Source organism: Arthrobacter sp. TE26545 (genome assembly GCF_056279005.1).
Genome location: NZ_JBWBQM010000001.1, coordinates 1014002 through 1034041, shown reverse-complemented (window position 1 = coordinate 1034041; position 20040 = coordinate 1014002). Strand labels below are relative to the sequence as shown.

Genomic DNA, 20040 nt, shown 5'->3' with positions numbered 1-20040 from the left:
GCCGGCTCAACGGTGGGCGTAGGCGGTAGCGGCTCAGCGGTGGGCGTAGGAGGCCCAGGGAATGTTCCAGTCGCCAAAGCCTTCCAGCGGCTCCACAGCTGGCGCCCCGGTGTTCAGCACCTGGACCAGATCGCCGGTGCGCATGTTGTCGAAGAACCAGGCTGCATCCGCCGGGAGCAGCCCCACGCAGCCGTGCGACACATTCACCGAACCCACGTATGCATATGCGGACGGGAGCGCCTGGTGCACATACACCCCGGAGTTGGTCAAGCGGTTGGCCCGTTCCACGGTCAGCGGCGGGTAGTAGCCCTTGTCGCCGGGCTTGAGGCCGATGCTGCCGGCGTTGAACTTCGAATAGCGCTGCTGTTCCATGATTACGGCGTAACCGGTGGGAGACAGCCAGTCAGGACCCCCGAGAGTCACCGGAGCGGTGTGGGCCAGTTTGCCGTCAATGTACACGTTCATGATCTTGGTCAGGTCGTCGACCACCGCAACCCGCTGCGGCCCGGTGGTGTAGGAGACCTTGACGTTGGAATTACCGATCATGCCATTGCCGAACTCCTTGCCGAAGAGCGCAAGGTCCACGGTGACCTTGGTGCCCGATGCCCAGAACTTCTCCGGGCGGATGCGGACCTTCTGGTCGGAGTACCAGCGCCAGGCCACCTTCTGCTTGGAGGAGACCGTAATCTTCACGGTCTTCTCCATCGCGGCTTTGTTCAGTACCGGCTCGCTGAAGTTGATTTCGATCGGCTGGCCGGAGCCCATGATCGAACCGTTCAGCGGATACACCGAGGCGTCGGCTTCGTTGGGCGTGGAGACCGTGGTGAATTCCTGGGTCTTCTTGGTTTCCCGGCCGGCGCCGTCCACCACGGTGAAGGAGTAGCTGTACTTGGTATTGAACTTCAGCGGTTCCAGGGTGCTCCACGTGCTGCCGTCCGCACTGACGTTGCCCTTCACCGGTGTGCCGCCGGCAGCCGGGGCCAGGACGACGTCCTTGACGGTGCCGTTGACGGCCTTCACGGTCGGCCCGACGGCCGGGTTTACCTCACGTGCGCCGTCCAGGGGCGTGACACCCAGTTCCACGGCCTTGACGACGGCGGAGGCGAGCCCGACTTCGCTGCGCTGCGGTGAGCCCGCTTCCGATTCGGGGGCACGGTCCAGCCACGAAGGCGCCGTCGCGACGCCGATTCCGCCTGCTGCGACCGCGGCACAGATCCCGGCAATGGCCAGGATCTTCCCGGTGCGGCGTTTTGCCCTGTTCCCCATGTTCCGTCTCCACATCCCCAAATGCAGCCCGGCATCGAAACGGGCTTGTCAAAGTAACCAGACAATTCTAGCCGCGCCGGGGCGGCAAACAGCGCGGCGCGGGTTGCATGACACAACCCGCGCCGCACCGCGCTAGGGCAGGGCCCGTTCTACCGGGTTCCCCCGGACGTCAGTAGCGGTAGTGCTCCGGCTTGTACGGACCGGCCACGTCCAGGTCCAGGTATTCGGCCTGTTCCTTGCTGAGTTCGGTGAGTTCGACTCCCAGCGCGTCCAGGTGCAGCCGGGCCACCTTCTCGTCGAGGATCTTCGGCAGCACGTAGACCTGGTTTTCGTATTCGCGTTCGCCTTCAGGCTGGTCCCGCTTGGTCCACAGCTCGATCTGGGCGATGGTCTGGTTGGCGAAGGAGTTGCTCATCACGAAGGAGGGGTGGCCCGTGGCGTTGCCCAGGTTCAGGAGGCGGCCTTCGGAGAGCACGATGATGGAGCGTTCGGCGGCGGTGCCGGCGTCGAAGACCCACTCGTGGACCTGGGGCTTGATCTCCACCTTCTTGACCCCGTCGACCTTGGCCAGGCCGGCCATGTCGATCTCGTTGTCGAAGTGGCCGATGTTGCCCACTATCGCCTTGTTCTTCATGCGCACCATGTCCTCGGCCATGATGACGTCCTTGTTGCCCGTGGTGGTGATGAAGATGTCACCCTGTTCCAGCACGGTTTCGAGGCGCGCCACCTGGTAGCCGTCCATGGCGGCCTGCAGCGCGCAGATGGGGTCGATTTCGGTGACGATCACCCGGGCGCCCTGGCCGCGGAGCGCTTCCGCCGCACCCTTTCCGACGTCGCCGTAACCGCAGACGACGGCGACCTTTCCGCCGATCAGCACGTCGGTGGCGCGGTTGATGCCGTCCGGCAGCGAGTGGCGGATGCCGTACTTGTTGTCGAACTTGCTCTTGGTGACGGAGTCGTTGACGTTGATCGCCGGGAACAGCAGCTTGCCCTGTTCGGCGAGCTGGTAGAGGCGGTGCACGCCGGTGGTGGTCTCTTCGCTGACGCCGCGGATGCCGGCGGCGATGCGGGTCCATTTCTGCGGGTCCCGGGCGAGGGAGGCACGGAGCACGCCGAGGATCAGCGCATATTCTTCCGGATCGTCGTCGGTGGCTTCCGGTACGGCGCCGGCGGCTTCGAACTCGACGCCCTTGTGCAGCAGCAGCGTGGCGTCACCGCCGTCGTCGAGGATCATGTTGGGGCCCAGCTCCGGGTTGCTGTCGGCACCGGGCCAGGTGAGGATCTGCTCGGCGGTCCACCAGTACTCATCGAGGGTTTCGCCCTTCCAGGCGAAGACCGGCACACCCTGCGGGTCCTCAGGGGTGCCCTTGCCGACGACGACGGCGGCAGCGGCTTCGTCCTGGGTGGAGAAGATGTTGCAGGAGGCCCAGCGGATTTCCGCGCCCAGGGCGGTCAGGGTCTCGATAAGCACGGCGGTCTGCACGGTCATGTGCAGAGATCCTGCGATCCGGGCGCCCTTGAGCGGCTGGCTCGGGCCGAATTCGGCGCGCAGGGACATCAGGCCCGGCATTTCATGTTCGGCGAGGCGGATCTGGTGGCGGCCTGCCTCGGCCAGGGAAAGGTCGGCAACCTTGAAGTCGAAAGTCATGGATGTCCTTAGATAGAACCGGTTAACAGCTGGAACAGATGCGTGCGGTCAGGCTTTGCGGGGAGCGTCGTGCTGGTCTGAGGCGGCGGAGTCCGCCGCGGCCAGCAGTTCCGGCGGGAGCAGCAGCGGGATGCCGTCCTGGATGCTGTAGCGGGGCTTGTTGCCCGTGGAGTCCGCCTCGACCGCTACCAGCTCTTCGCCTTCCTGGACCAGCGGTGAACCGGTGACCGGGCAACGCAGAATGGACAACAGTTCAGGACTGACCTTTGGCATGGCTGTAGCTCCCTGGATGGCACCGTCTCATGGTGCCGGTGGCGGACCGGATGTGCAGCTTCCAGCGTACAGCCCGGCAACTGCGGGGACGATTGACTTTACGCCTCAGGAAGGCTCGCGCAGGATGCGCAGGTGTCCGCGGCGGGTGCCCTCGACCACCGGAGGTTCGACGGCGGGACGTCCGGTCCGCTGTTCGGAAACCTCGGGAGCCGCCGCGGCTTCGCGCACTGCGTTCGCCAGGGCCAGCAGGTCGTCCGGACCCGGTTCGGGCGGGGTGGAAGGCATCGCGAGACGGAGCACTTCCCAGCCGCGCGGGACCGTCAGGGAGCCGGCGTGCTGGGTGCACAGATCGTAGGAGTGGGGTTCGGCGTACATCGCCAGCGGCCCCAGCACGGCCGTGGACTCGGCGTAAACGTACGTCAGAGTGGCCACCGCGGACTGGCGGCAGGCTGACCTGGAACATTGGCGAATAGCACCCACAACATCCCAGATTAGCGGGTGCAGGGCGGCACACGGCGCATTGGCCCCTGCGCGCGCATTATGTCGCGCTGGCCGCGCCCTCTCAATCCTCACGCAGCGAGATTTCGGAACGATGGGTGGGCCCACATCGGCGAGGGCCCCGAATCGAGCGCAGCGAGATTTGGGAGCCGATGGGTGGGCCCACATCGGCGAGGGCCCCGAATCGAGCGCAGCGAGATTTCGGAACGATGGGTGGGCCCACATCGGCGAGGGCCCCGAATCGAGCGCAGCGAGATTTGGGAGCCGATGGGGACTAAAGTCTAGTTATGCAGTCACAGCACCAAAGTCCGGGCTTCACGATCAGCCTGGGCGAAGCCGGCGGAAACCCATCCGGCGCTCCGGTGCGCAGCTTCAGGCAGCGCCGGCGGAACCGTCACGGCCGGGGCCAACGCGGCGAAGTCATGCTTCCCACCCTTCCGGGCTACCGCAGCAGGGCGGAACGCTTCGACGATCTGGTCCTGGACTCGGCCGAACGGCTCCAGGACATGTGGGGCCAGCAACTCAGCGGTGTGGCTTTCGCCGTGGAGGAGATCCCGCCCAACCTGGAGCAACTTGTGGCCGAAGGCGGAGCCGCTCCATTGGGCGCCTGCAGCAGGGGCACCCGCACCGAAGGTCCGCTCATCACCGTGTACCGCCGTGTGGTGGAACACACCGCGGGCGGCCGGGAGGAACTGCAGGATCTCATCCATGACGTCGTCGTGGAATACACCGCAGAGTACCTGGGGGTTCCGCCGGAATCCCTGGATCCGGTGTACCGCCGCCGTTACCAGTAACGCGGCCGGCGGGTCCCGGCACGCCGGAATTCAATACGCCGGACTTCAGTACCCCAGCGTGACCGCGACTTTCTCGTGCCCCAGCGCACCCTGCTGGATGGCTACCGTCGAGATCCCGGGTCCGTCCTCCTCGCCGAGCAGCACGGCGCCGTAAGCCGGGTCGCCCGAGGCGGCCACGACATAGCCAATCACCGCGGGCCCCTTGGCGCTGTCCGGAACGCCGATGACCGTCGTCGTTCCCCCCGCGATGTCCACCGATTCGGTCTTGCCGAGCTTGCCGTCCGCCGTCACCGGGGTGTAGCTCACGGTTGCCCTGCCGTCGGGTACGCCGAAACTCAGGAAGCGGAGCCCGTCCTGCGGCACGGCCACAACGTGCTGGCTGCCGAGGCGGACGGCAGCCGGTGACCAGGCGAAGTCCATGGGCGCGGATTCGCGCGGGTTCCCGAGCAGCCGGGCGGCCGCGGCGAAGGGCACGTCCGAGGTGGCGCTCACCGTGTAGGTTCCTGCGGGCACGCCGTCCAGGCGGAGTTCGGTGACCGAGCCCGCCTTGGCGGTGACCGCTCCCCCGCCGGGCAGTGTCTGTTGCCCGTTTGGTCCGAAGAGCCTGACGTCCACGACGGCGTCGGCCGCACCGGGGACGGTGATTTCAAGAGCAGGAACCGCGTCGGAGAAGCCGCCCTTGCTGCTGAGCGCCTTGATGGTCTTGGGATCCTGGACGACGACGCCGGTCATGACCTGGGCGTCCGCAGGGCCGGCGCCCGGTGCGAGCTGTTCCACTCCGCCGGAGACGAGCCCGCGCAGTACGCTCTGCTGGACGGTTGCGGCGACTGGACCGCCGCTGCTGCGCACGTGGAGGGAGAGGTGCTTCTCATCGGCGGCGAGGCCGGCCAGATTGATGATGCGGCTGCTGTGCGGCGGAACCAGGAGCCCGCGGCTTCCGGGTGACTGGATCCGCCCCTTCGCGCCGAGGAGTTCAAGGTTGACCGTGGCCGGCGTCCCGGAGGCGTTGCTGAGGTGCAGCAGCGCGGTCCGTCCCAGGGTGGTGTCGGCGCCAAGGAGCCAGAAATCGTTCGAGGGCTGCTGGCATTGGGCCACGGCGAGGCCGCGCAGGTCGCCGTCCGCGGCGGAGTAGCTTCCGACGGCGGCCATGGCGGCCTGCTGGTTGCCGGTGGGTTCGGCGTCGAGCACGGTGATCTTGGGAGCGGACTGCGCAACCGTTGCGGCTTTGAGCGCCGGCGGTCCGGGGGCCGGCGCCGGGGTTCCCTTCGGTGCCTCGGAGACGGTCCTGGCCGCACTTCCGTCCAGGGCCGCCACCCTGCTTCCGGGCAGGGTCCCTGAGGCGTCGCTGAGTACCAGGGCGTTCAGGCTGTTCTTCGCCGTCCGCGAAACAGGGCTGAATTGGGCGTCGGTGCCGGCGGCTGTCCCTTCGGGCAGCACCGCGGGGCCGGGACACACCATGGTGCTGCGGCCGGCGGGAACGTCCGAGAGTTTGGCCTCGAGCGTCCGGCTTCCGGCCGGTCCGGGAAGGACCCCCGCGGCGAAGACCACCCCTGCTCCCCCGGCAAGCAGGACGCCGGCCGAAAGCAATCCGGTGACGATGCCGCGGCCTTGCGGCTTCTTGCCGGACTTCTTCTTGCCGGCCTTCTTTTTGCCAGCCTTCGAGGCCGCCTTCGGGGCGGTCTCGGGGGCTTGGGTGTTGTCCTTAGACACTGCTGCGCTCCTTGGGGAGGGGCTGTTCTTCCCGACCCCGGTCCTGAATGGTCCGGGTGGGCCTTGGGCGCCGGGCTGGCATCGGGATGGCCAGGAGGGCAGTCAGGCCGATCACCAACACCTGTAGAGCACCGAGCCAGGGCTCCCATGGACTGACATAGCGGACTTCGAGGTCACCGCCGCGTGCGGGCAGGGTGAAGGACTGTGCCCAGCCGGACGTGGTGGCAGTCAGGCGGTGCCCGTCCAGCCATGCACTCCACCCCGGATCGAAACGTTCGGCGAGTACGAGCTTGCGGCCAACAGCACCGTCCGGAACGGCCCCGTCCACGTTGTTGCCCGAAGACGGCAGCAGGGCCGTGACGGCACCCTTGGGGTCGATGATCCGGGCGCGGTGCGCGGTCTCGGCGTCTTTCGCTGCGGCGTCGCTGAGCGGCGTTATCCGCCACAGCCAGCCGGCGTCTGTCTGGCCGACGGCCACCAGGCCGGGTACGGCGTCGATCCTGTTCGCGGTCAGCTGCGCGGCGGCATCGGGGGCCTTCAGGACCACGAAGCCCGCCCCCAGCTGCTCCAGTGCGGGCCGCGGGTCGACCCCGGTGCCGGCCACGATGGTTGCGACGGCGGTCCGGATCGAGGCCGTGGCGTCATCGTCACCCCGGAGCTGCTCTCTTCCGGGAGGGCCGCTGATCTGCCTGGCCGCCGCGATGGTGGACAACGAGTCGAGTGTGGTTCCGGCGCCGCGCATCAGTGCCGAGCCGTACCCGCCCTGTTCGTCGGGCGTGATGACCAGCGTGTTGCTGCGCTCCGGCCCCTGGCCATGGTCGACGGCGGTGGCTGGCAGGGTGCGCTCGGCGGCGGGCGTGAGCAAGGGCGCTGCACCCAGTGCTCCGTGGGGGTAGCCGGAGTCCGCGTCGGGCAAGGCGTTCTGGGTGGCCCACACGCTCATCCCGAGCAACGGACCAACCACCAACAGCGCTGTCACCAGTCCCGAGAACCAGGGAAGCACCGCGGCACGCGCCGAGCGCGGGCTGGCTTCGGCGCCTGTGCGGGACCGGCCGGCGAAACGGAGGAGGTTCTCGGCGCCGATCATGGCCGCACCCAGCAAGGCGCAGGCTGCCGCCGATACGGCGGGACCGCTGAAGGGGGTGACGAGCGTATTGCCCACGAGTGCCGTGGCAACGTGTGCGGACGCCCACGACCAGGCCAGCATCACGATCGCCGCCAGCCACAGCATGCGGGTCACCCGGGTCCGCCGGCCTGGAACGAAGAGCGCCGCCGCAGCCAGGATCAGCAGCGGAGCGCCGAGCAACAGCGCAAGCAGCAGGGCCCACGGCACGCCGGAGGGGCCGAACAGCGGAAGGTTCGCCAGGCCGCCGTCGGGCGCGAATTCCAATGGCTGGCCAAGCAGCTGCTGCCAGAGCGGGGCTGCGTCGGAACCGAGCGGCACACCGGGGTCTGCCAGCAGGGCGCGGGGGCGGTCCAGCAGGGAGATGCCGTACGGCACGAACAACACGACAGCGGGAAGCAGGGCCCACCAAATGGTCCGGCCGCGGCGTCCCAGGAAGATCCCGCAGAAGACGATCAGGAGCGCGAGCGGGAGGAACAGGGACGGCGCTGAGGCGGTCACAACGGCGAGCACCAGGCCTGCGGCGGCAGCGGCCGTCCAGGAGGGCGTGCCGTTGCTGCCGGGCTTGCCGGGGGCCGCTTTCGTGGGAAGTGCCGCCGCGCCCCGGCCCTTGGATGCGGAAGCCAGGGCGTGCTTGCCGGCCGCCGCGCCCCGGCCGCGGGCGGAACCGGTGGCACGAAGCAGGGCCAGGACCAGCAAGGGCATCATGACGTGGGCCAGGAGCGCTCCTGCCCGTCCTTGGTTCAGGGCCACCTGCAGCGCCGGGGCGGCGGCCCACAACAAGGCTGCGATGAAACGGAAACGGCGTAGCCTGGTCAGCGCACCGGCGGCGAACCAGGCGCCGAGTGCGGAGAGCGGCATGGCCAGCAGCAGCAGCCACGCCATCGCAGCGTTTCCGTCGCCGCCGCCGATCAGGGAAAGCAGCCAAAGCACATAGCCGAAGGGATCGCCGTGGCCGGGCAGCCCGGCACCGAGGCCGATCCACCAGCTCGAGGCGGTTCGCCAGATCGCCGCGGGATCCGAGGAGAGCGGAAGCAGCCCGCCGCCGGTGACCGCGGACGCGCCGAACAGGCCCAGCAGGCCCGCTACCGATGCCGCCAGGGCGAGGAAGACGGCGGTGAGGGCACCGGTGCCGATCCAGCCCCGATCTTTCGTGGCAAGGGCGGCGAAGTCATCGCCTGCGTCGCCGGTGGGCGCGCTGTTCAGCAGATCCGAGGACAGCCGCTCCGGAAGGAAGTCCTCGTCTTCATCGACTCCCACAGCCTCGACCAGGGATCGCCGGTGTGCCCAGACCTCCCGGCGCGATGTCTGCAGGCCTCGGATCACAGAACGGCGGACCTTGCGGGACTGCGCGGCGGTCCGGCGGCCCCGGAACAGCGCAGCCGGCCGGACGAGGGCCGCCAGCGTGGCACCCAGTTGGGACAGCCCGCGCCCAGGCTCCTTGACCAGGATGCTCAACACAAAACGCAGGACGCTGCCGAGCAACGCCCCGACCGCGTGCACGGGCACGGCCCACGCCGGGCAGTGCTTAAGCCGGAGGTGGATCTGCGCCTTGCGGGCCGCCACCGGGTTGGAAAGGGCGTCCGGGCGGCCGTCCACGTGGAACATCCTGGCCGAAGGCACCACCACCACACGGTTCCCGGCCAGCCAGTTGCGCCAGCAGAGGTCAACGTCGTCGCCGACGCCGGGCAGCGCAGGATCGAAGCCCTGCAGCTGTTCCCAGACATCCCGGCGTACCAGCATTCCGGCAGAGTTGACCGCGAAGGTGTCTGTACGGCCGTCGTACTGGCCCTGGTCGAGTTCATCGGCGTCGATGAGGGTCAGCCGTTCGGCCCAGCGGCTGGTCGACAGGCCGGCGTCGATCAGCCTGCGCTCGGCATCCCAGTCCAGCTGCTTGCAGCCGGCCACTGTGACCGAAGGCGCGCGCTCGACGGCGTGCAACAGCTCGGCAAGCGCGTCCGGTGCGGGGGCGGCGTCGTCATGGAGCAGCCAGATCCACTCCGAGCCGGTTCCCTTGGCCGGGGCCAGGGCCGCCAGGCCCGCCTTGACGGCACCGCCGAAGCCGTCCTTCGGATGTTCGGATGAGGTGACATTGGCCTTGCCCAGTGCCCGCTCGAGTTGCTTTGCCGAGTTGTCCCGCGAGCCTGTATCAACGCCAATGGCGGCATCTGCCGGACGCGTCTGTTCCAGCAGAGCCGCCAGGGTCCTGGGGAGATAGCTAGCACCGTTGTGGGAGACCACAACGGCAGTAACGTGTACTGCTTCGAGAATCAGACCGCTCGCTTCCTCAACCGCCGGCGCTCCCGCTCGGAGAGACCGCCCCAGATGCCAAACCGTTCATCGTTGGCCAGCGCATATTCCAGGCACTGCGCGCGGACGTTGCACGCTCCGCAGACCTTCTTCGCGTCGCGGGTCGACCCGCCTTTTTCGGGGAAGAACGCTTCGGGGTCGGTCTGGGCGCAGAGCGCGTCGCCCTGCCATCCCAGTTCGCCCTCGTCGTCGAAATCGGCCAGGCCGGGGAGTCCGACCCACAGCGGCTGGCCGGGTGTGCCGGCCGGGCGGTGGAGCTCCATGGGCGGATCGTCGAGGCCGTCGGCGGAATCACCGTCGCCAAGCAGGCCTTCGTTCTCCTGTGCTTCGTGTTCGGCCAGCAAAGCCGTAGCCTGGTCCTCGAGCGACTCCCGGGTTGCTTCGAGATACCGCTCAGCCGCGGCAGGATCGGCAGGATCCACGTACCAATCGCCCGGGACCTCCCGTGACCGGTATTTCACCGACGCAATTCCTGCGACGGCTGCATCTTCCTGGATTCTCAACGCTTGCCCCATGGCGTCCCTCCTGATGTTGCAGCCGCTGCCTGAATGGTCCGGCACTCGGTTGTGTACGCGATAACTGCGCAGCGGCGATTGATTACTAATTACACGCGTGTAACTACCGGGGCGTCAAGCTGCGCCGGGATAATAATCACCACACGCCGACTTGGTGCGCCGCGCCACGCCCGGGATTTTTCCGCCCGATCCGGGCGATGCCGGGAAAACGGAAGCCACATTCCACTTAAGCTGAACGTTCGTTGAATTTCCGCGGATGAAGGAATGCTTCATGCAACCGGGCAGCCGAAGTTGAGTGGCGCAAATCACAGCATTTGTGAAGAGAAATCCGTCCGCGCGCGCCGGTGTGCCCCGTGCGAAGATTTAGCCATGAGCATCCCGGCAATGAACCTGATGACTGCGCTCCGCTCCGGCCACGCCACCTCCCCCCGCCTCACCTGGTACGGCCCCGATTCCGAACGGATCGAACTGTCCGGCCGCGTGCTGGACAACTGGGTGGCCAAGACGGCCAACCTTCTCCAGGACGAGCTCGACGCCGGGCCGGGAATTTCGCTGCGCCTGGAGTTGCCGGCCCACTGGAAGTCACTCGTGTGGGCGCTGGCGGCCTGGCAGCTGGGCATGGAACTCGTACTCGACGGCGGCCCTGCAGACCTGCTTGCCACCTCCAGCCCGGAGGACGCCGGGTCCGCCGACACCGCCGGCGACGGAGCCGGCGCGGGTTTTGACGCCGTCGTTGCCGTACCGCTTGCCGCGCTGGCGATGCGCTGGCCGGGAACGCTGCCACCCGGCGTCCTGGACTACGCGGCGGAAGTGCGCTCCCACGGCGATGTGTTCATGCCATACGCGGAAGCGGAGCCGGGCCTGTCGGCGCTGCGCCTTCCCGGGCGGGGCTTCAGCCATGGCGAACTGCTGACCGAGTTCGCCGCGGCGGGGCCGGCCGCAGACGGCGAAGGGGCGGAAGCGGGGCACGATGAGGCCGCCCGCATTCTGGTGCGGGCCGCGGACGGATTGGATGCCGCCCTGGCCGAGGCCCTCGGCTGCTGGGACCGCGGCGGCTCGATCGTGCTGGTCCACCCGGACGTTGAGGTGACCGAGCACCTCCTGCAGAACGAGCGCGTCAGGGGCGCTTGAGGGATTCCGGGTCGCTGGCCTGTCCCGCCTCGGGCCTGGCCTTGGGGTGGAGTTCGATGAGCTCGTGGTCGTGGGAGAACTCCGGCTCTTCGTCGAGTTCCTGGTTGAACACCAGGAAGCGGTAGGCGAAGAACCGGACCACGGTGGCCACCAGGATGCCGAAGACACCCGCGGCAAACAACAGGTTCTTCTCCGTGATGTGCAGCCAGTAGTTCGCGATGAACGTGAACCCAGTGGAGATGCCGATGCCGATGCCGTTGATGATGGCGAACATCACGAATTCCCGCAGCACGTTGTCCTGCCGGCGGTGCCTGAAGGTCCAGAAGCGGTTGGCGACCCAGGAGAAGATGGTGGCCAGGAGCGCGCCGACAAAGCGGGCCTTGGACGGGCTGTCAGACATCGGGCCGTGCATCAGGTAATACGTGAGCCCGTTGTCGATGACGAACGCCACACCGCCGACAGCGCCGAACTTGGCCACCTCGCGCCAGAAGAGCGAGGCAAAGCCGCGAATGCGATCTGCAAGTGTGTTGATCATGACCCTCCAAGGCCTGGTGAATTGGGGCCGACGGGCCGAAGCACCATTTTAGCGCCGTTTCCTTGGCGCAAGCTGCAGGGAAAGTTGCCGCCAGCCCCTTTCCGCCCGGCAAAAGGGGTCCCCGGGCGGCACGGAATCCCTTATCCGGCCCGCTGTTCGGTAGGCTGAACCCTGTGACTTTTCCTGTTATTGGCGTTGTTGGCGGCGGCCAGCTCGCACGAATGATGGCCCCGGCAGCGACTGCCCTCGGTTTCGAGCTCCGCGTTCTCGCTGAAGGCGAGGACGTCTCCGCGGCACGCGCTGTGGCCACGGCACCCGTGGGCGACTACAAGGACCTCGACGCCCTCCTTGAGTTCGCCAAGGGCCTGGACGTGATGACCTTCGACCACGAGCACGTCCCGAGCGAGCACCTGCGTGCCCTCATCGACGCAGGCGTCAATGTCCAGCCGGGCCCGGACGCCTTGGTCCACGCCCAGGACAAGCTGGTGATGCGCGCGGCGATCGACCGCCTCGGACTGCCCAACCCGGCTTGGGCGGCGGTGCACACCGTCGCCGAGCTCGTGGACTTCGGCACCGAAACCGGCTGGCCCGTGGTCCTGAAGACCCCGCGCGGCGGGTACGACGGCAAGGGCGTACGCATTGTGCACTCCCCCGCCGAGGCCGAGGAGACCGCAGGCTGGTTCGAAGCGATGAGCCCGTTGCTGGCCGAAGCGAAGGTGGACTTCAGCCGCGAACTCTCCGCCCTGGTGGCCAGGACCCCCGGCGGCGAATCCCGCGCCTGGCCCGTTGCCCACACCATCCAGGTGGACGGCGTCTGTGACGAAGTCATCGCTCCCGCACAGGACATCCCGGTGGAAGTGGCCGCCGCCGCGGAGGAGGCCGCGCTGCGGATCGCCGAGGAACTCGGCGTCACCGGCGTCATGGCAGCCGAACTCTTCGAGACTCCGGGAGTCGGCGTCGGCTTCCTGATCAACGAGCTGGCCATGCGCCCGCACAACACGGGCCACTGGACCCAGGACGGCTCCGTGACCAGCCAGTTCGAACAGCACCTGCGTGCTGTCCTGGACCTTCCGCTCGGCGCCACCGACGTGCTGGGCTCGGTAGCCGTGATGAAGAACTTCCTGGGCGGGGACAACGAGGACCTGTTCAGCGCCTACCCGCAGGCACTCGCCTACGAGCCCGCCGCGAAGGTGCACTGCTACGGCAAGTCCGTCCGCGCCGGGCGCAAGATCGGCCACGTCAACATCGTGGGCGATTCCGTCACCGAAATCGACAACCTCCGCCGCCGCGCAACCGTGGTGGCCGGCATCATCTGCGACGGCCGCGTGCCGGCTGAATTCCCCGAGGAGACCGCATGAGTGCACAGAACGCCGCCCCGATCGTAGGCCTCGTGATGGGCTCGGACTCCGATTGGCCCGTCATGGAAGCAGCCGCGGACGCCCTCGCCGAGTTCGGCATCCCTTTCGAAGCCGACGTCGTCTCCGCGCACCGGATGCCCACGGAAATGATCCGCTACGGACAGACCGCCCATGAGCGCGGCATCCGCGTGATCATCGCCGGCGCCGGTGGTGCCGCGCACCTGCCGGGCATGCTCGCCTCCGTCACTCCCCTGCCGGTCATCGGCGTGCCGGTGCCGCTGAAGACCCTGGACGGCATGGACTCGCTGCTCTCCATTGTGCAGATGCCTGCCGGTGTTCCCGTGGCCACTGTGTCGATCGGCGGCGCACGCAACGCCGGCCTGCTCGCCGTGCGCATGCTGGCCTCCGGCAGCGACGAACTGGCCGTCCGCCTGCAGGGCGAGCTCCTGGAATTTGCACAGGAACTGAACAACGTGGCCTCGGCCAAGGGCGCCAAGCTGCGCGACAAAGTGGCAGAAGTGTTCTCCCAGGACAACGTATCCGCCCGGAGCAGCCGCTAAGGGAGGCCTCGCCGATGACTAGGAGCCACACCGGGAGCCAGGCAAGCAGCCAGTCCAGCCCGACACAACTCGAGGGCACCGCGACGCTCACCGACCCGGTCCGGTTCCCGGCCTCCGCGAGTGCGCCGGTACGGACCAAGCGCGCCTTCGTCCTGCTCCTGATGACACTGCTCCTGCCGGGCAGCGCGCAATTGGTGGCCGGTGACCGGAAGCTGGGCCGGCTCGCCCTCCGGGTGACCTTCACGGTGTGGGCGGTGGCGTTGCTTTTGCTGGCGGTTGCCCTGTTGAACCGCTCCCTGATGCTGGCCCTGTTCACGCATCCGGTGGCGTCCCTGGTGCTGATCGTGCTCCTGCTCGCCCTCGCCGCCGGCTGGGCGCTGCTCTTCGTGAACACCTTCCGGATCATCCGGCCGGCGCTGCTGGCCCCGGGCATGCGGCCGATTGTCGCCGTCGCCCTGGTCTTCTCCCTGCTCATCGGCAGCGGATCGCTCAGCTACCTGGCGTACGTGCTGAACGTAGGCCGCAACGCCATCGGCAGCATCTTCTCCAACGGCCCGGCCTTGGAACCCGTGGACGGCCGCTACAACTTCCTCATGATGGGCGGCGACGCCGGAGACGGCCGCACCGGCCGGCGCCCGGACAGCCTCTCGGTCATCAGCGTCGACGCCGAAACCGGCGAAAGCGCGATCATCTCGGTGCCGCGCAACCTCCAGAACGCCCAGTTCAGCGCGGGCTCGCCGATGCGCCAGATCTACCCCGAAGGCTACAACTGCGGCAATGAATGCCTCATCAACGCCATCAACACCGAGGTCAGCAACAAGTACACGAATCTCTACCCCGGCGTCGCAGACCCCGGCGCACAGGCGACCATGGAGGCGGTGTCCGGAAGCCTCGGCATCACCATCCAGGCCTACGTGGTGGTGGACATGGACGGCTTCTCCAAGCTGATCGACGCCATGGGAGGCATCCGGATCAAGGCCGGCGGCTGGGTTCCCATCAGCGGCGGCATGCTCCCGGGCAGCGACAGCAGGCACGTGAAGCCCGACGGCTGGATCCCTGCGGGCGAACAGAAGCTCAACGGCTTCCAGGCGCAGTGGTACAGCCGCTCCCGTGAGAACGTCGACGATTTTGCCCGGATTTCCCGTCAGCAGTGCGTCCAGCAGGCCATGCTCAAGCAGTTGGATCCGGCCACGCTGCTGTCGAAGTTCGAGGCCATCGCCAGCGCCGGCACCAAAGTGGTGGAATCCAACATTTCCTCCGCCCAGCTGGGCAGCTTCGTGGACCTGGCCATCAAGTCGAAGAGCCAGCCGGTGTCCCGCCTGACCATCGGCCCGCCGGACTTCGACGCCGGGTTCTCCACCGTGCCGGACTTCAACGTCATCCATGAGCGCGTCCACAAACTGCTCCAGGCCAAGTCCGGCCCCAAGGCCGGTGCCGTGCAGGAGGACTACCTGACCGGCGTCGGGCAGTCGGCCCCCGGTAGCGGCCCCCAGGCCGGTGGTGCGCCCGCCGGCGCTCCCGCCCAGGCAACTGCGGAAACGCCGACGGACGACTTCACCCCGGTGACGACCCGCCCGGACGGCCAGCCGATCACGGCCGCCTACCTGAACTCGCTCTACGACATCCAGGACTATGCGACGCTTGAACTGCTGCTGGCGAACAACGGCCAGTGCCGCCCCTTGTAATTCCTTCCTTTCAGCGACAAGCCCTTCAGTGACAAGGATTCCTGCCCGTGTACCAGCTTGAGAACGTCCTGCGCCCCTACGCCTGGGGGTCGACGTCGGCGATCTCCGCCCTGTTGGGCACCACCGCTTCGGGTGGTCCGGAGGCGGAGTTGTGGATCGGCGCGCATCCCGGCGCGCCGTCGCTCGCGGGCCGTCCCGGGGCATCACAGGTTCCGCTGGACGCCTTGATCGCCGAGGATCCTGAGCATTTCCTGGGCGCGGCCAGCGTGGCCGAGTTCGGGCCGCGGCTGCCGTTCCTCGGCAAGCTGCTGGCCGCGGACAAGCCGCTCTCGCTGCAGGTCCACCCGAGCCTTGAGCAGTCCCGGGAAGGCTTCGCGCGCGAGAACGCCGCCGGAGTCGCCCCGGACGCTGCGGAACGCAACTATCGGGACGACAACCACAAGCCCGAGATGATCTTCGCCCTCACCCCGTTCCGGGCGCTGTGCGGTTTCCGTCCGGCAGCGGAATCGAGGGCCGTTTTCGTCCACCTGGCAGAACTCGTGGAGGCTTCCGGCGCCGACGCTTCCGTGCTCCGGACTATCATCTCCGAGCTCTCCAAGACGGATGAGTCCGAAGCCCTCAGGGGCGCGTTCAGCGCCCTCATCTCCGGCGGCGACGCCGTTTCCGACACCGTGGCCGCCGCGGCGGCCGCCGTCGATGCCGCAGGCTTCGGTGCCGCCGGGTCCCTGGAACCACACGCCCAGGCGCTGTCGGCAATGCTCGGCATCGGCAAGGAATACCCGGGCGACCCCGGCGTGCTGATTTCGCTGATGCTGAACCTCGTGTCGTTGGCCCCCGGCGAGGCGATCTACCTGCCCGCCGGCAACGTCCACGCCTACCTGAAGGGCCTGGGCGTGGAGGTCATGGCAAGCTCGGACAATGTGCTGCGCGGCGGGCTCACGCCCAAGCACATCGATATTCCGGAGCTGATGAAGACTGTGGAATTCGCCCCGATCGGGGTCCCGCGGGTGGCGGCCGGCACATCCACGCTCGGCCAGGAACTCTACATACCGCCGTTCCGCGAATTCCAACTCCAGCGCATCGAACTGGCCCCAGGGGCTGAACCGGTGCCGCTCGCGCAGTCCGGGCCCGCCGTCGTCATCGTGGTTTCCGGCGCCGTGCTGCTGGACTCCCCCAAGAGCGAGCTGCGGCTGGCACGGGGCGGCAGCGCCTTCGTCCCGGCGGCCGAAAACCCCGTTATGGTGCACGCGGAGTCCGGTGCATCGGCGAGCAGCGTCGCGTTCGCCATCACCACGAGCCTGGAAAGCTGAACCATGGAGTTCTTCCTGCAGAGCCCGGCGTGGGCCGACGTCCAGCGCGCCCTCGGCCGGACGGTCCACGAGCAGTCCGGGCCGGGCTGGCACTTCCTCGCGGTGGAGGAGAAGAACCCGGCGGGCAAGGTTCTCTACGCGCCTTACGGCCCGGTGGCCGAATCCGTTGAAGCGTTCGACGCCGCCCTGGCCGCCTTGCGCGGCATTGCCCGCCGCAGCGGCGCGGTCTTCGTGCGGCTGGAACCGGTCAGCGCCGGCTTCGGCGTCGACGAGGCCCCGGCGCTGCTGAAGTCCCGCGGCATGCAGCCGGCGCCGGTGAACCAACAGCCCGAGCTGAGCTGGCTCGTGGACCTGGACGGCGACTTCAAAGACGTCCTGGCCGGCATGAAACCCACCAACCGGAACCTCTACCGGAACATCCACAAGAAGGGCGTCACGTTCCGCTCCTCGCAGGATCCGGCCGAGATTTCGGTGCTGCTGGACTTCCTCCACATGACCGCGGCACGCAACGGCTTCAAACCGCAGAGCGACGACTACCTCAGGACGGTGGCCGCGTCCCTGCTGCCGGCCGGGGCAGGAACCCTGTTCATCGCCGAACTCGAGGGCACGCCGATCGCCGCGGCACTGGCCTACGACTCCGCGGACACCCGCACCTACGCGCACGCGGCCCTGGACGACAGCCACCGAAAGCTCAGCGCCGGGATTCCGCTGCTGGTCACCCTCATGGCTGACGCCAAGGAGCAGGGCCTGAAGCACGTGGACCTGTGGGGCGTCGCGCCCGAAGACCAGCCCGACCACAAATGGGCCGGCTTCACCGCGTTCAAGAAGTCCTTCGGCGGCCGCGAAGTAGCCTACCCGGGAACATGGGACCTGCCGGTCAACAAGCTCCGCTATGGCGCCTACCAACTGGCCCGCAAGCTGAGGGACAAGCTCCGCTAGGCACTCGCTTCGGTTTCCTCCGCGCGAACGTACAGTTGGGGCCCTGATTTCAGCGATTTTGGGGCCCCAACTGTACGTTCGCGCAGCATGTAACCAAGCGCGGCCCGGACCTTCTCCACGAGGAACGGCTTGTCGCCTTCGAGATCATCCTTGCCCACGCGGATCTCGCGCCACCCCAGGCGTTCGGTGGTCGCTTGCCGTTTGATGTCGCGAAGGTACTGCTGGGGATCTCCGTGGTGGTCGCCGTCGTACTGCAGGGCAACCCTGCGCTCCGGATAGGCGGCGTCGGGCCAAACGGCGGCCTGGCCCCAGCCGTTCCGTACGACGTAGTTCAGGACGGGCTCTCCAAGGCCGGATCTCGCAAGAATCAACCGCATGCGGGTTTCTTGCGGAGAATCAGATCCAACCCGGATTTCCGGGAGCGCCAGCCGGGCCGTCTTCATTCCCCTCATGCCTGGATGCGCTGCAACCATCCTGCGAAGCCCTTCGATGGTCGTGATTGCCGTTCTTGGGTACGGAAAATCCTGGTCATGGGACACAACCAAGGAGTCGCCCAACGCGATGAGCTCATCCACTTCGAGGAATGCGGCAAGGTCCAGCCAGGTGCGGGCAGGTGAGGTGACACGGACGCCGTCGTGAATCTCCACTTCCCCCGATAGGAAGGTCAGCCGGTGACCGACTACATTGCGACGCCGGGGCTTGCCCTCGTGACGGCCCCTCGCCACGTGAATCCGCCAGTCTGCCTGCATCCAAGCTGGCAGGCTGCCGTCCCACACTCGCGCAGCAGAGTGGTGCGTCACCACCGAGGAACTGTCCAGGACGGTGTAGGCACGGAGGTTGGCGGCGGGCTCGGAGGTGCCATACAGCGGGAGCCGGATTCCGCGCGAGGGGATGAAGACGTCAGCCTGCCGAAGGCGCTTCCGGCTCACACCGAGCTCGTTCGCGGTGGCCGCGGTGAACGATCCGATCTGCAAGGGCTCGGGGAGGGGCTTACGTGGCATGCCTTAGTGTGCCCCAATCGGGAAACCCCTGGGCGGTTATCCACAGACCGCTTCCCCGGCCCCCGCGCGAGCGTACAGCTGAGGCCCCGAATCCGGACGATTCAGGGCCTCAACTGTACGTTCGCGCTCAAAGGAAGCGGGAGAGCCTAGCTCTTGCGGGCGTAGCCTTCCCACTTGCTGGCGTGGTGCTCGGCGTCGACGAAGCGGACGGTGCCGGACTTGGAGCGCATCACGATCGACTGTGTAAGCACACGGTCCTTCTGGTAGCGGACGCCGCGGAGCAGGTCGCCGTCGGTGATGCCGGTGGCGGCGAAGTAGCAGTTGTCGCTGGTCACGAGATCGTTGGTGGACAGCACGCGCTCAAGGTCGTGGCCGGCGTCGATGGCCTTCTGCTTCTCTTCGTCGCTGGTGGGCCACAGGCGGCCCTGGATCACACCGCCCAGGGACTTGATCGCACAGGCGGCGACGATGCCTTCCGGGGTTCCGCCGATGCCCATGAGGGCGTCGACGCCGGTTCCGGCACGGGCGGCGGCGATGGCACCGGCGACGTCGCCGTCCATGATGAACTTGGTGCGCGCACCGGCTTCGCGGATTTCCTCCACGAGCGGGCGGTGGCGGTCGCGGTCCAGGATCATGACGTTGAGCTGGTTGACCTTCACGCCCTTGGCCTTGGCGATCAGGTGCAGGTTCTGCTTGACCGGCAGGCGCAGGTCAACCATGTCCGCGGCCTCCGGGCCGGTGACCAGCTTCTCCATGTAGAACACGGCGGAAGGATCGAACATGGAGCCGCGTTCGGCGACCGCGAGGACCGCGAGGGCGTTGTTGATGCCGAGTGCAGTCAGTCGGGTTCCGTCGATGGGGTCGACGGCGACGTCGCACTCCGGACCGGTGCCGTCGCCCACGCGCTCACCGTTGAACAGCATCGGGGCTTCGTCCTTTTCGCCTTCACCGATGACCACGACGCCGTTGAAGTGGACGGAATGAAGGAAGGAACGCATGGCGTCCACTGCGGCACCATCGGCCTTGTTCTTGTCGCCGAAGCCCACCCAGTGGCCACCGGCGATGGCCGCGGCTTCGGTGACCCTGACGAGTTCCAGTGCGAGGTTGCGGTCCGGCTCATCGCTCCCGACGGCAAGGGCCGGGGAAATCGTGGAATACTGCTGGGACATTGCTGCTGAAGACACGTGAACCTCTTCTTCGATGACGATTCATGGGACCGAACTCATGGGACGAAACTCATGGGACCCGAGAGCAGCCGCTTGGCAACTTCGATGTTTCCCCTGGGATCGATCATAGTCTGGCCGCCACGGCGCGGCCACGCAGTGTCCACGCCCCGGAACGACCCTTCCCTCATCGCCTCGGATGTGTATTCACGGTTCGGATA

17 protein-coding genes are annotated in these 20040 nt (G+C 67.5%); 7 read left to right on the top strand and 10 right to left on the bottom strand.

Features of this window, described 5'->3' with window-relative positions; all coding sequences use genetic code 11:
• Positions 1–33 precede the first annotated feature (33 nt).
• The 4 genes from ACZ9CK_RS04660 to ACZ9CK_RS04645 all read right to left on the bottom strand — a co-directional run bounded on the left by ACZ9CK_RS04660 (position 34) and on the right by ACZ9CK_RS04645 (position 3667).
• On the bottom strand, positions 34–1266 hold the full coding sequence (locus tag ACZ9CK_RS04660; protein ID WP_426302577.1) for a L,D-transpeptidase: 1233 nt from the start codon (positions 1264–1266) through the stop codon (positions 34–36).
• Between the two features lie 169 nt (positions 1267–1435).
• Complete coding sequence (gene ahcY, locus ACZ9CK_RS04655) at positions 1436–2914, bottom strand: adenosylhomocysteinase (RefSeq protein ID WP_426302576.1); 1479 nt, start codon at positions 2912–2914, stop codon at positions 1436–1438.
• Positions 2915–2962: 48 nt separating this feature from the next.
• Positions 2963–3187, bottom strand: a complete 225-nt coding sequence (locus ACZ9CK_RS04650) for a Trm112 family protein (RefSeq protein ID WP_426302575.1) — start codon at positions 3185–3187, stop codon at positions 2963–2965.
• Between the two features lie 105 nt (positions 3188–3292).
• Positions 3293–3667: a DUF3499 domain-containing protein gene (locus ACZ9CK_RS04645; protein WP_426302574.1), complete on the bottom strand. Its 375-nt coding sequence runs from the start codon at positions 3665–3667 to the stop codon at positions 3293–3295.
• Between the two features lie 305 nt (positions 3668–3972).
• Here ACZ9CK_RS04645 and ACZ9CK_RS04640 point away from each other — a divergent pair, with 305 nt between their 5' ends.
• Positions 3973–4479, top strand: coding sequence for a metallopeptidase family protein (locus ACZ9CK_RS04640; RefSeq protein WP_426302573.1), 507 nt, complete (start codon positions 3973–3975; stop codon positions 4477–4479).
• A 45-nt stretch (positions 4480–4524) separates the two neighbouring features.
• On the opposite strand, the gene ACZ9CK_RS04635 is transcribed toward ACZ9CK_RS04640, so the two are convergent.
• Genes ACZ9CK_RS04635 through ACZ9CK_RS04625 form a run of 3 tightly spaced genes read right to left on the bottom strand, consistent with a single transcriptional unit; the run spans position 4525 to position 10137 of the window.
• On the bottom strand, positions 4525–6189 hold the full coding sequence (locus ACZ9CK_RS04635; protein ID WP_476049370.1) for a DUF5719 family protein: 1665 nt from the start codon (positions 6187–6189) through the stop codon (positions 4525–4527).
• Positions 6182–9553, bottom strand: coding sequence for a glycosyltransferase family 2 protein (locus tag ACZ9CK_RS04630; RefSeq protein ID WP_426302571.1), 3372 nt, complete (start codon positions 9551–9553; stop codon positions 6182–6184). Before ACZ9CK_RS04630 ends, ACZ9CK_RS04635 begins: the two co-directional genes overlap by 8 nt.
• A 29-nt stretch (positions 9554–9582) precedes the next feature.
• Complete coding sequence (locus ACZ9CK_RS04625; RefSeq protein ID WP_426302570.1) at positions 9583–10137, bottom strand: WhiB family transcriptional regulator; 555 nt, start codon at positions 10135–10137, stop codon at positions 9583–9585.
• 369 nt (positions 10138–10506) lie between these two features.
• Here ACZ9CK_RS04625 and ACZ9CK_RS04620 point away from each other — a divergent pair, with 369 nt between their 5' ends.
• Positions 10507–11268 (top strand): TIGR03089 family protein, encoded by a 762-nt coding sequence (locus ACZ9CK_RS04620; RefSeq protein WP_426302569.1) that lies wholly within the window; start codon positions 10507–10509, stop codon positions 11266–11268.
• Here ACZ9CK_RS04620 and ACZ9CK_RS04615 read toward each other — a convergent pair.
• The gene (locus ACZ9CK_RS04615; RefSeq protein ID WP_426302568.1) at positions 11255–11803 is read right to left on the bottom strand and encodes a GtrA family protein; all 549 of its coding nucleotides are present in this window, start codon (positions 11801–11803) and stop codon (positions 11255–11257) included. The genes ACZ9CK_RS04620 and ACZ9CK_RS04615 overlap by 14 nt on opposite strands.
• A 173-nt stretch (positions 11804–11976) precedes the next feature.
• On the opposite strand from ACZ9CK_RS04615, the gene ACZ9CK_RS04610 reads away from it, so the two are divergent.
• Genes ACZ9CK_RS04610 through ACZ9CK_RS04590 form a run of 5 tightly spaced genes read left to right on the top strand, consistent with a single transcriptional unit; the run spans position 11977 to position 17655 of the window.
• Positions 11977–13161: a 5-(carboxyamino)imidazole ribonucleotide synthase gene (locus ACZ9CK_RS04610; protein WP_476049369.1), complete on the top strand. Its 1185-nt coding sequence runs from the start codon at positions 11977–11979 to the stop codon at positions 13159–13161.
• Entirely contained in the window at positions 13158–13721 is a 564-nt protein-coding gene (gene purE, locus ACZ9CK_RS04605) for a 5-(carboxyamino)imidazole ribonucleotide mutase (RefSeq protein WP_426302567.1), read from the top strand. The genes ACZ9CK_RS04610 and purE overlap by 4 nt, the downstream gene beginning before the upstream one ends.
• Positions 13722–13735: 14 nt before the next feature.
• Entirely contained in the window at positions 13736–15406 is a 1671-nt protein-coding gene (locus tag ACZ9CK_RS04600) for an LCP family protein (RefSeq protein ID WP_426302566.1), read from the top strand.
• Positions 15407–15453: 47 nt separating this feature from the next.
• Positions 15454–16716, top strand: a complete 1263-nt coding sequence (manA, locus tag ACZ9CK_RS04595) for a mannose-6-phosphate isomerase, class I (protein ID WP_426302565.1) — start codon at positions 15454–15456, stop codon at positions 16714–16716.
• Between the two features lie 3 nt (positions 16717–16719).
• Positions 16720–17655: a lipid II:glycine glycyltransferase FemX gene (locus ACZ9CK_RS04590; RefSeq protein ID WP_426302564.1), complete on the top strand. Its 936-nt coding sequence runs from the start codon at positions 16720–16722 to the stop codon at positions 17653–17655.
• On the opposite strand, the gene ACZ9CK_RS04585 is transcribed toward ACZ9CK_RS04590, so the two are convergent.
• The gene (locus tag ACZ9CK_RS04585) at positions 17652–18656 is read right to left on the bottom strand and encodes a hypothetical protein (protein WP_426302563.1); all 1005 of its coding nucleotides are present in this window, start codon (positions 18654–18656) and stop codon (positions 17652–17654) included. The genes ACZ9CK_RS04590 and ACZ9CK_RS04585 overlap by 4 nt on opposite strands.
• Positions 18657–18802: 146 nt before the next feature.
• Positions 18803–19825, bottom strand: a complete 1023-nt coding sequence (gene glpX / locus ACZ9CK_RS04580; protein WP_426303401.1) for a class II fructose-bisphosphatase — start codon at positions 19823–19825, stop codon at positions 18803–18805.
• Positions 19826–20040: the final 215 nt, after the last annotated feature.

Excerpts from the sequence above, each read along its gene's own strand:
- ACZ9CK_RS04640 (WP_426302573.1), top strand. The coding sequence starts at position 3,973 with ATGCAGTCACAGCACCAAAGTCCGGGCTTCACGATCAGCCTGGGCGAA.
- ACZ9CK_RS04600 (WP_426302566.1), top strand. The coding sequence starts at position 13,736 with ATGACTAGGAGCCACACCGGGAGCCAGGCAAGCAGCCAGTCCAGCCCG.
- ACZ9CK_RS04625 (WP_426302570.1), bottom strand. The coding sequence starts at position 10,137 with ATGGGGCAAGCGTTGAGAATCCAGGAAGATGCAGCCGTCGCAGGAATT.
- ACZ9CK_RS04585 (WP_426302563.1), bottom strand. The coding sequence starts at position 18,656 with ATGCCACGTAAGCCCCTCCCCGAGCCCTTGCAGATCGGATCGTTCACC.
- ACZ9CK_RS04590 (WP_426302564.1), top strand. The coding sequence starts at position 16,720 with ATGGAGTTCTTCCTGCAGAGCCCGGCGTGGGCCGACGTCCAGCGCGCC.
- ACZ9CK_RS04620 (WP_426302569.1), top strand. The coding sequence starts at position 10,507 with ATGAGCATCCCGGCAATGAACCTGATGACTGCGCTCCGCTCCGGCCAC.
- glpX (WP_426303401.1), bottom strand. The coding sequence starts at position 19,825 with ATGTCCCAGCAGTATTCCACGATTTCCCCGGCCCTTGCCGTCGGGAGC.
- ACZ9CK_RS04615 (WP_426302568.1), bottom strand. The coding sequence starts at position 11,803 with ATGATCAACACACTTGCAGATCGCATTCGCGGCTTTGCCTCGCTCTTC.
- ACZ9CK_RS04660 (WP_426302577.1), bottom strand. The coding sequence starts at position 1,266 with ATGGGGAACAGGGCAAAACGCCGCACCGGGAAGATCCTGGCCATTGCC.
- purE (WP_426302567.1), top strand. The coding sequence starts at position 13,158 with ATGAGTGCACAGAACGCCGCCCCGATCGTAGGCCTCGTGATGGGCTCG.
- ahcY (WP_426302576.1), bottom strand. The coding sequence starts at position 2,914 with ATGACTTTCGACTTCAAGGTTGCCGACCTTTCCCTGGCCGAGGCAGGC.
- ACZ9CK_RS04650 (WP_426302575.1), bottom strand. The coding sequence starts at position 3,187 with ATGCCAAAGGTCAGTCCTGAACTGTTGTCCATTCTGCGTTGCCCGGTC.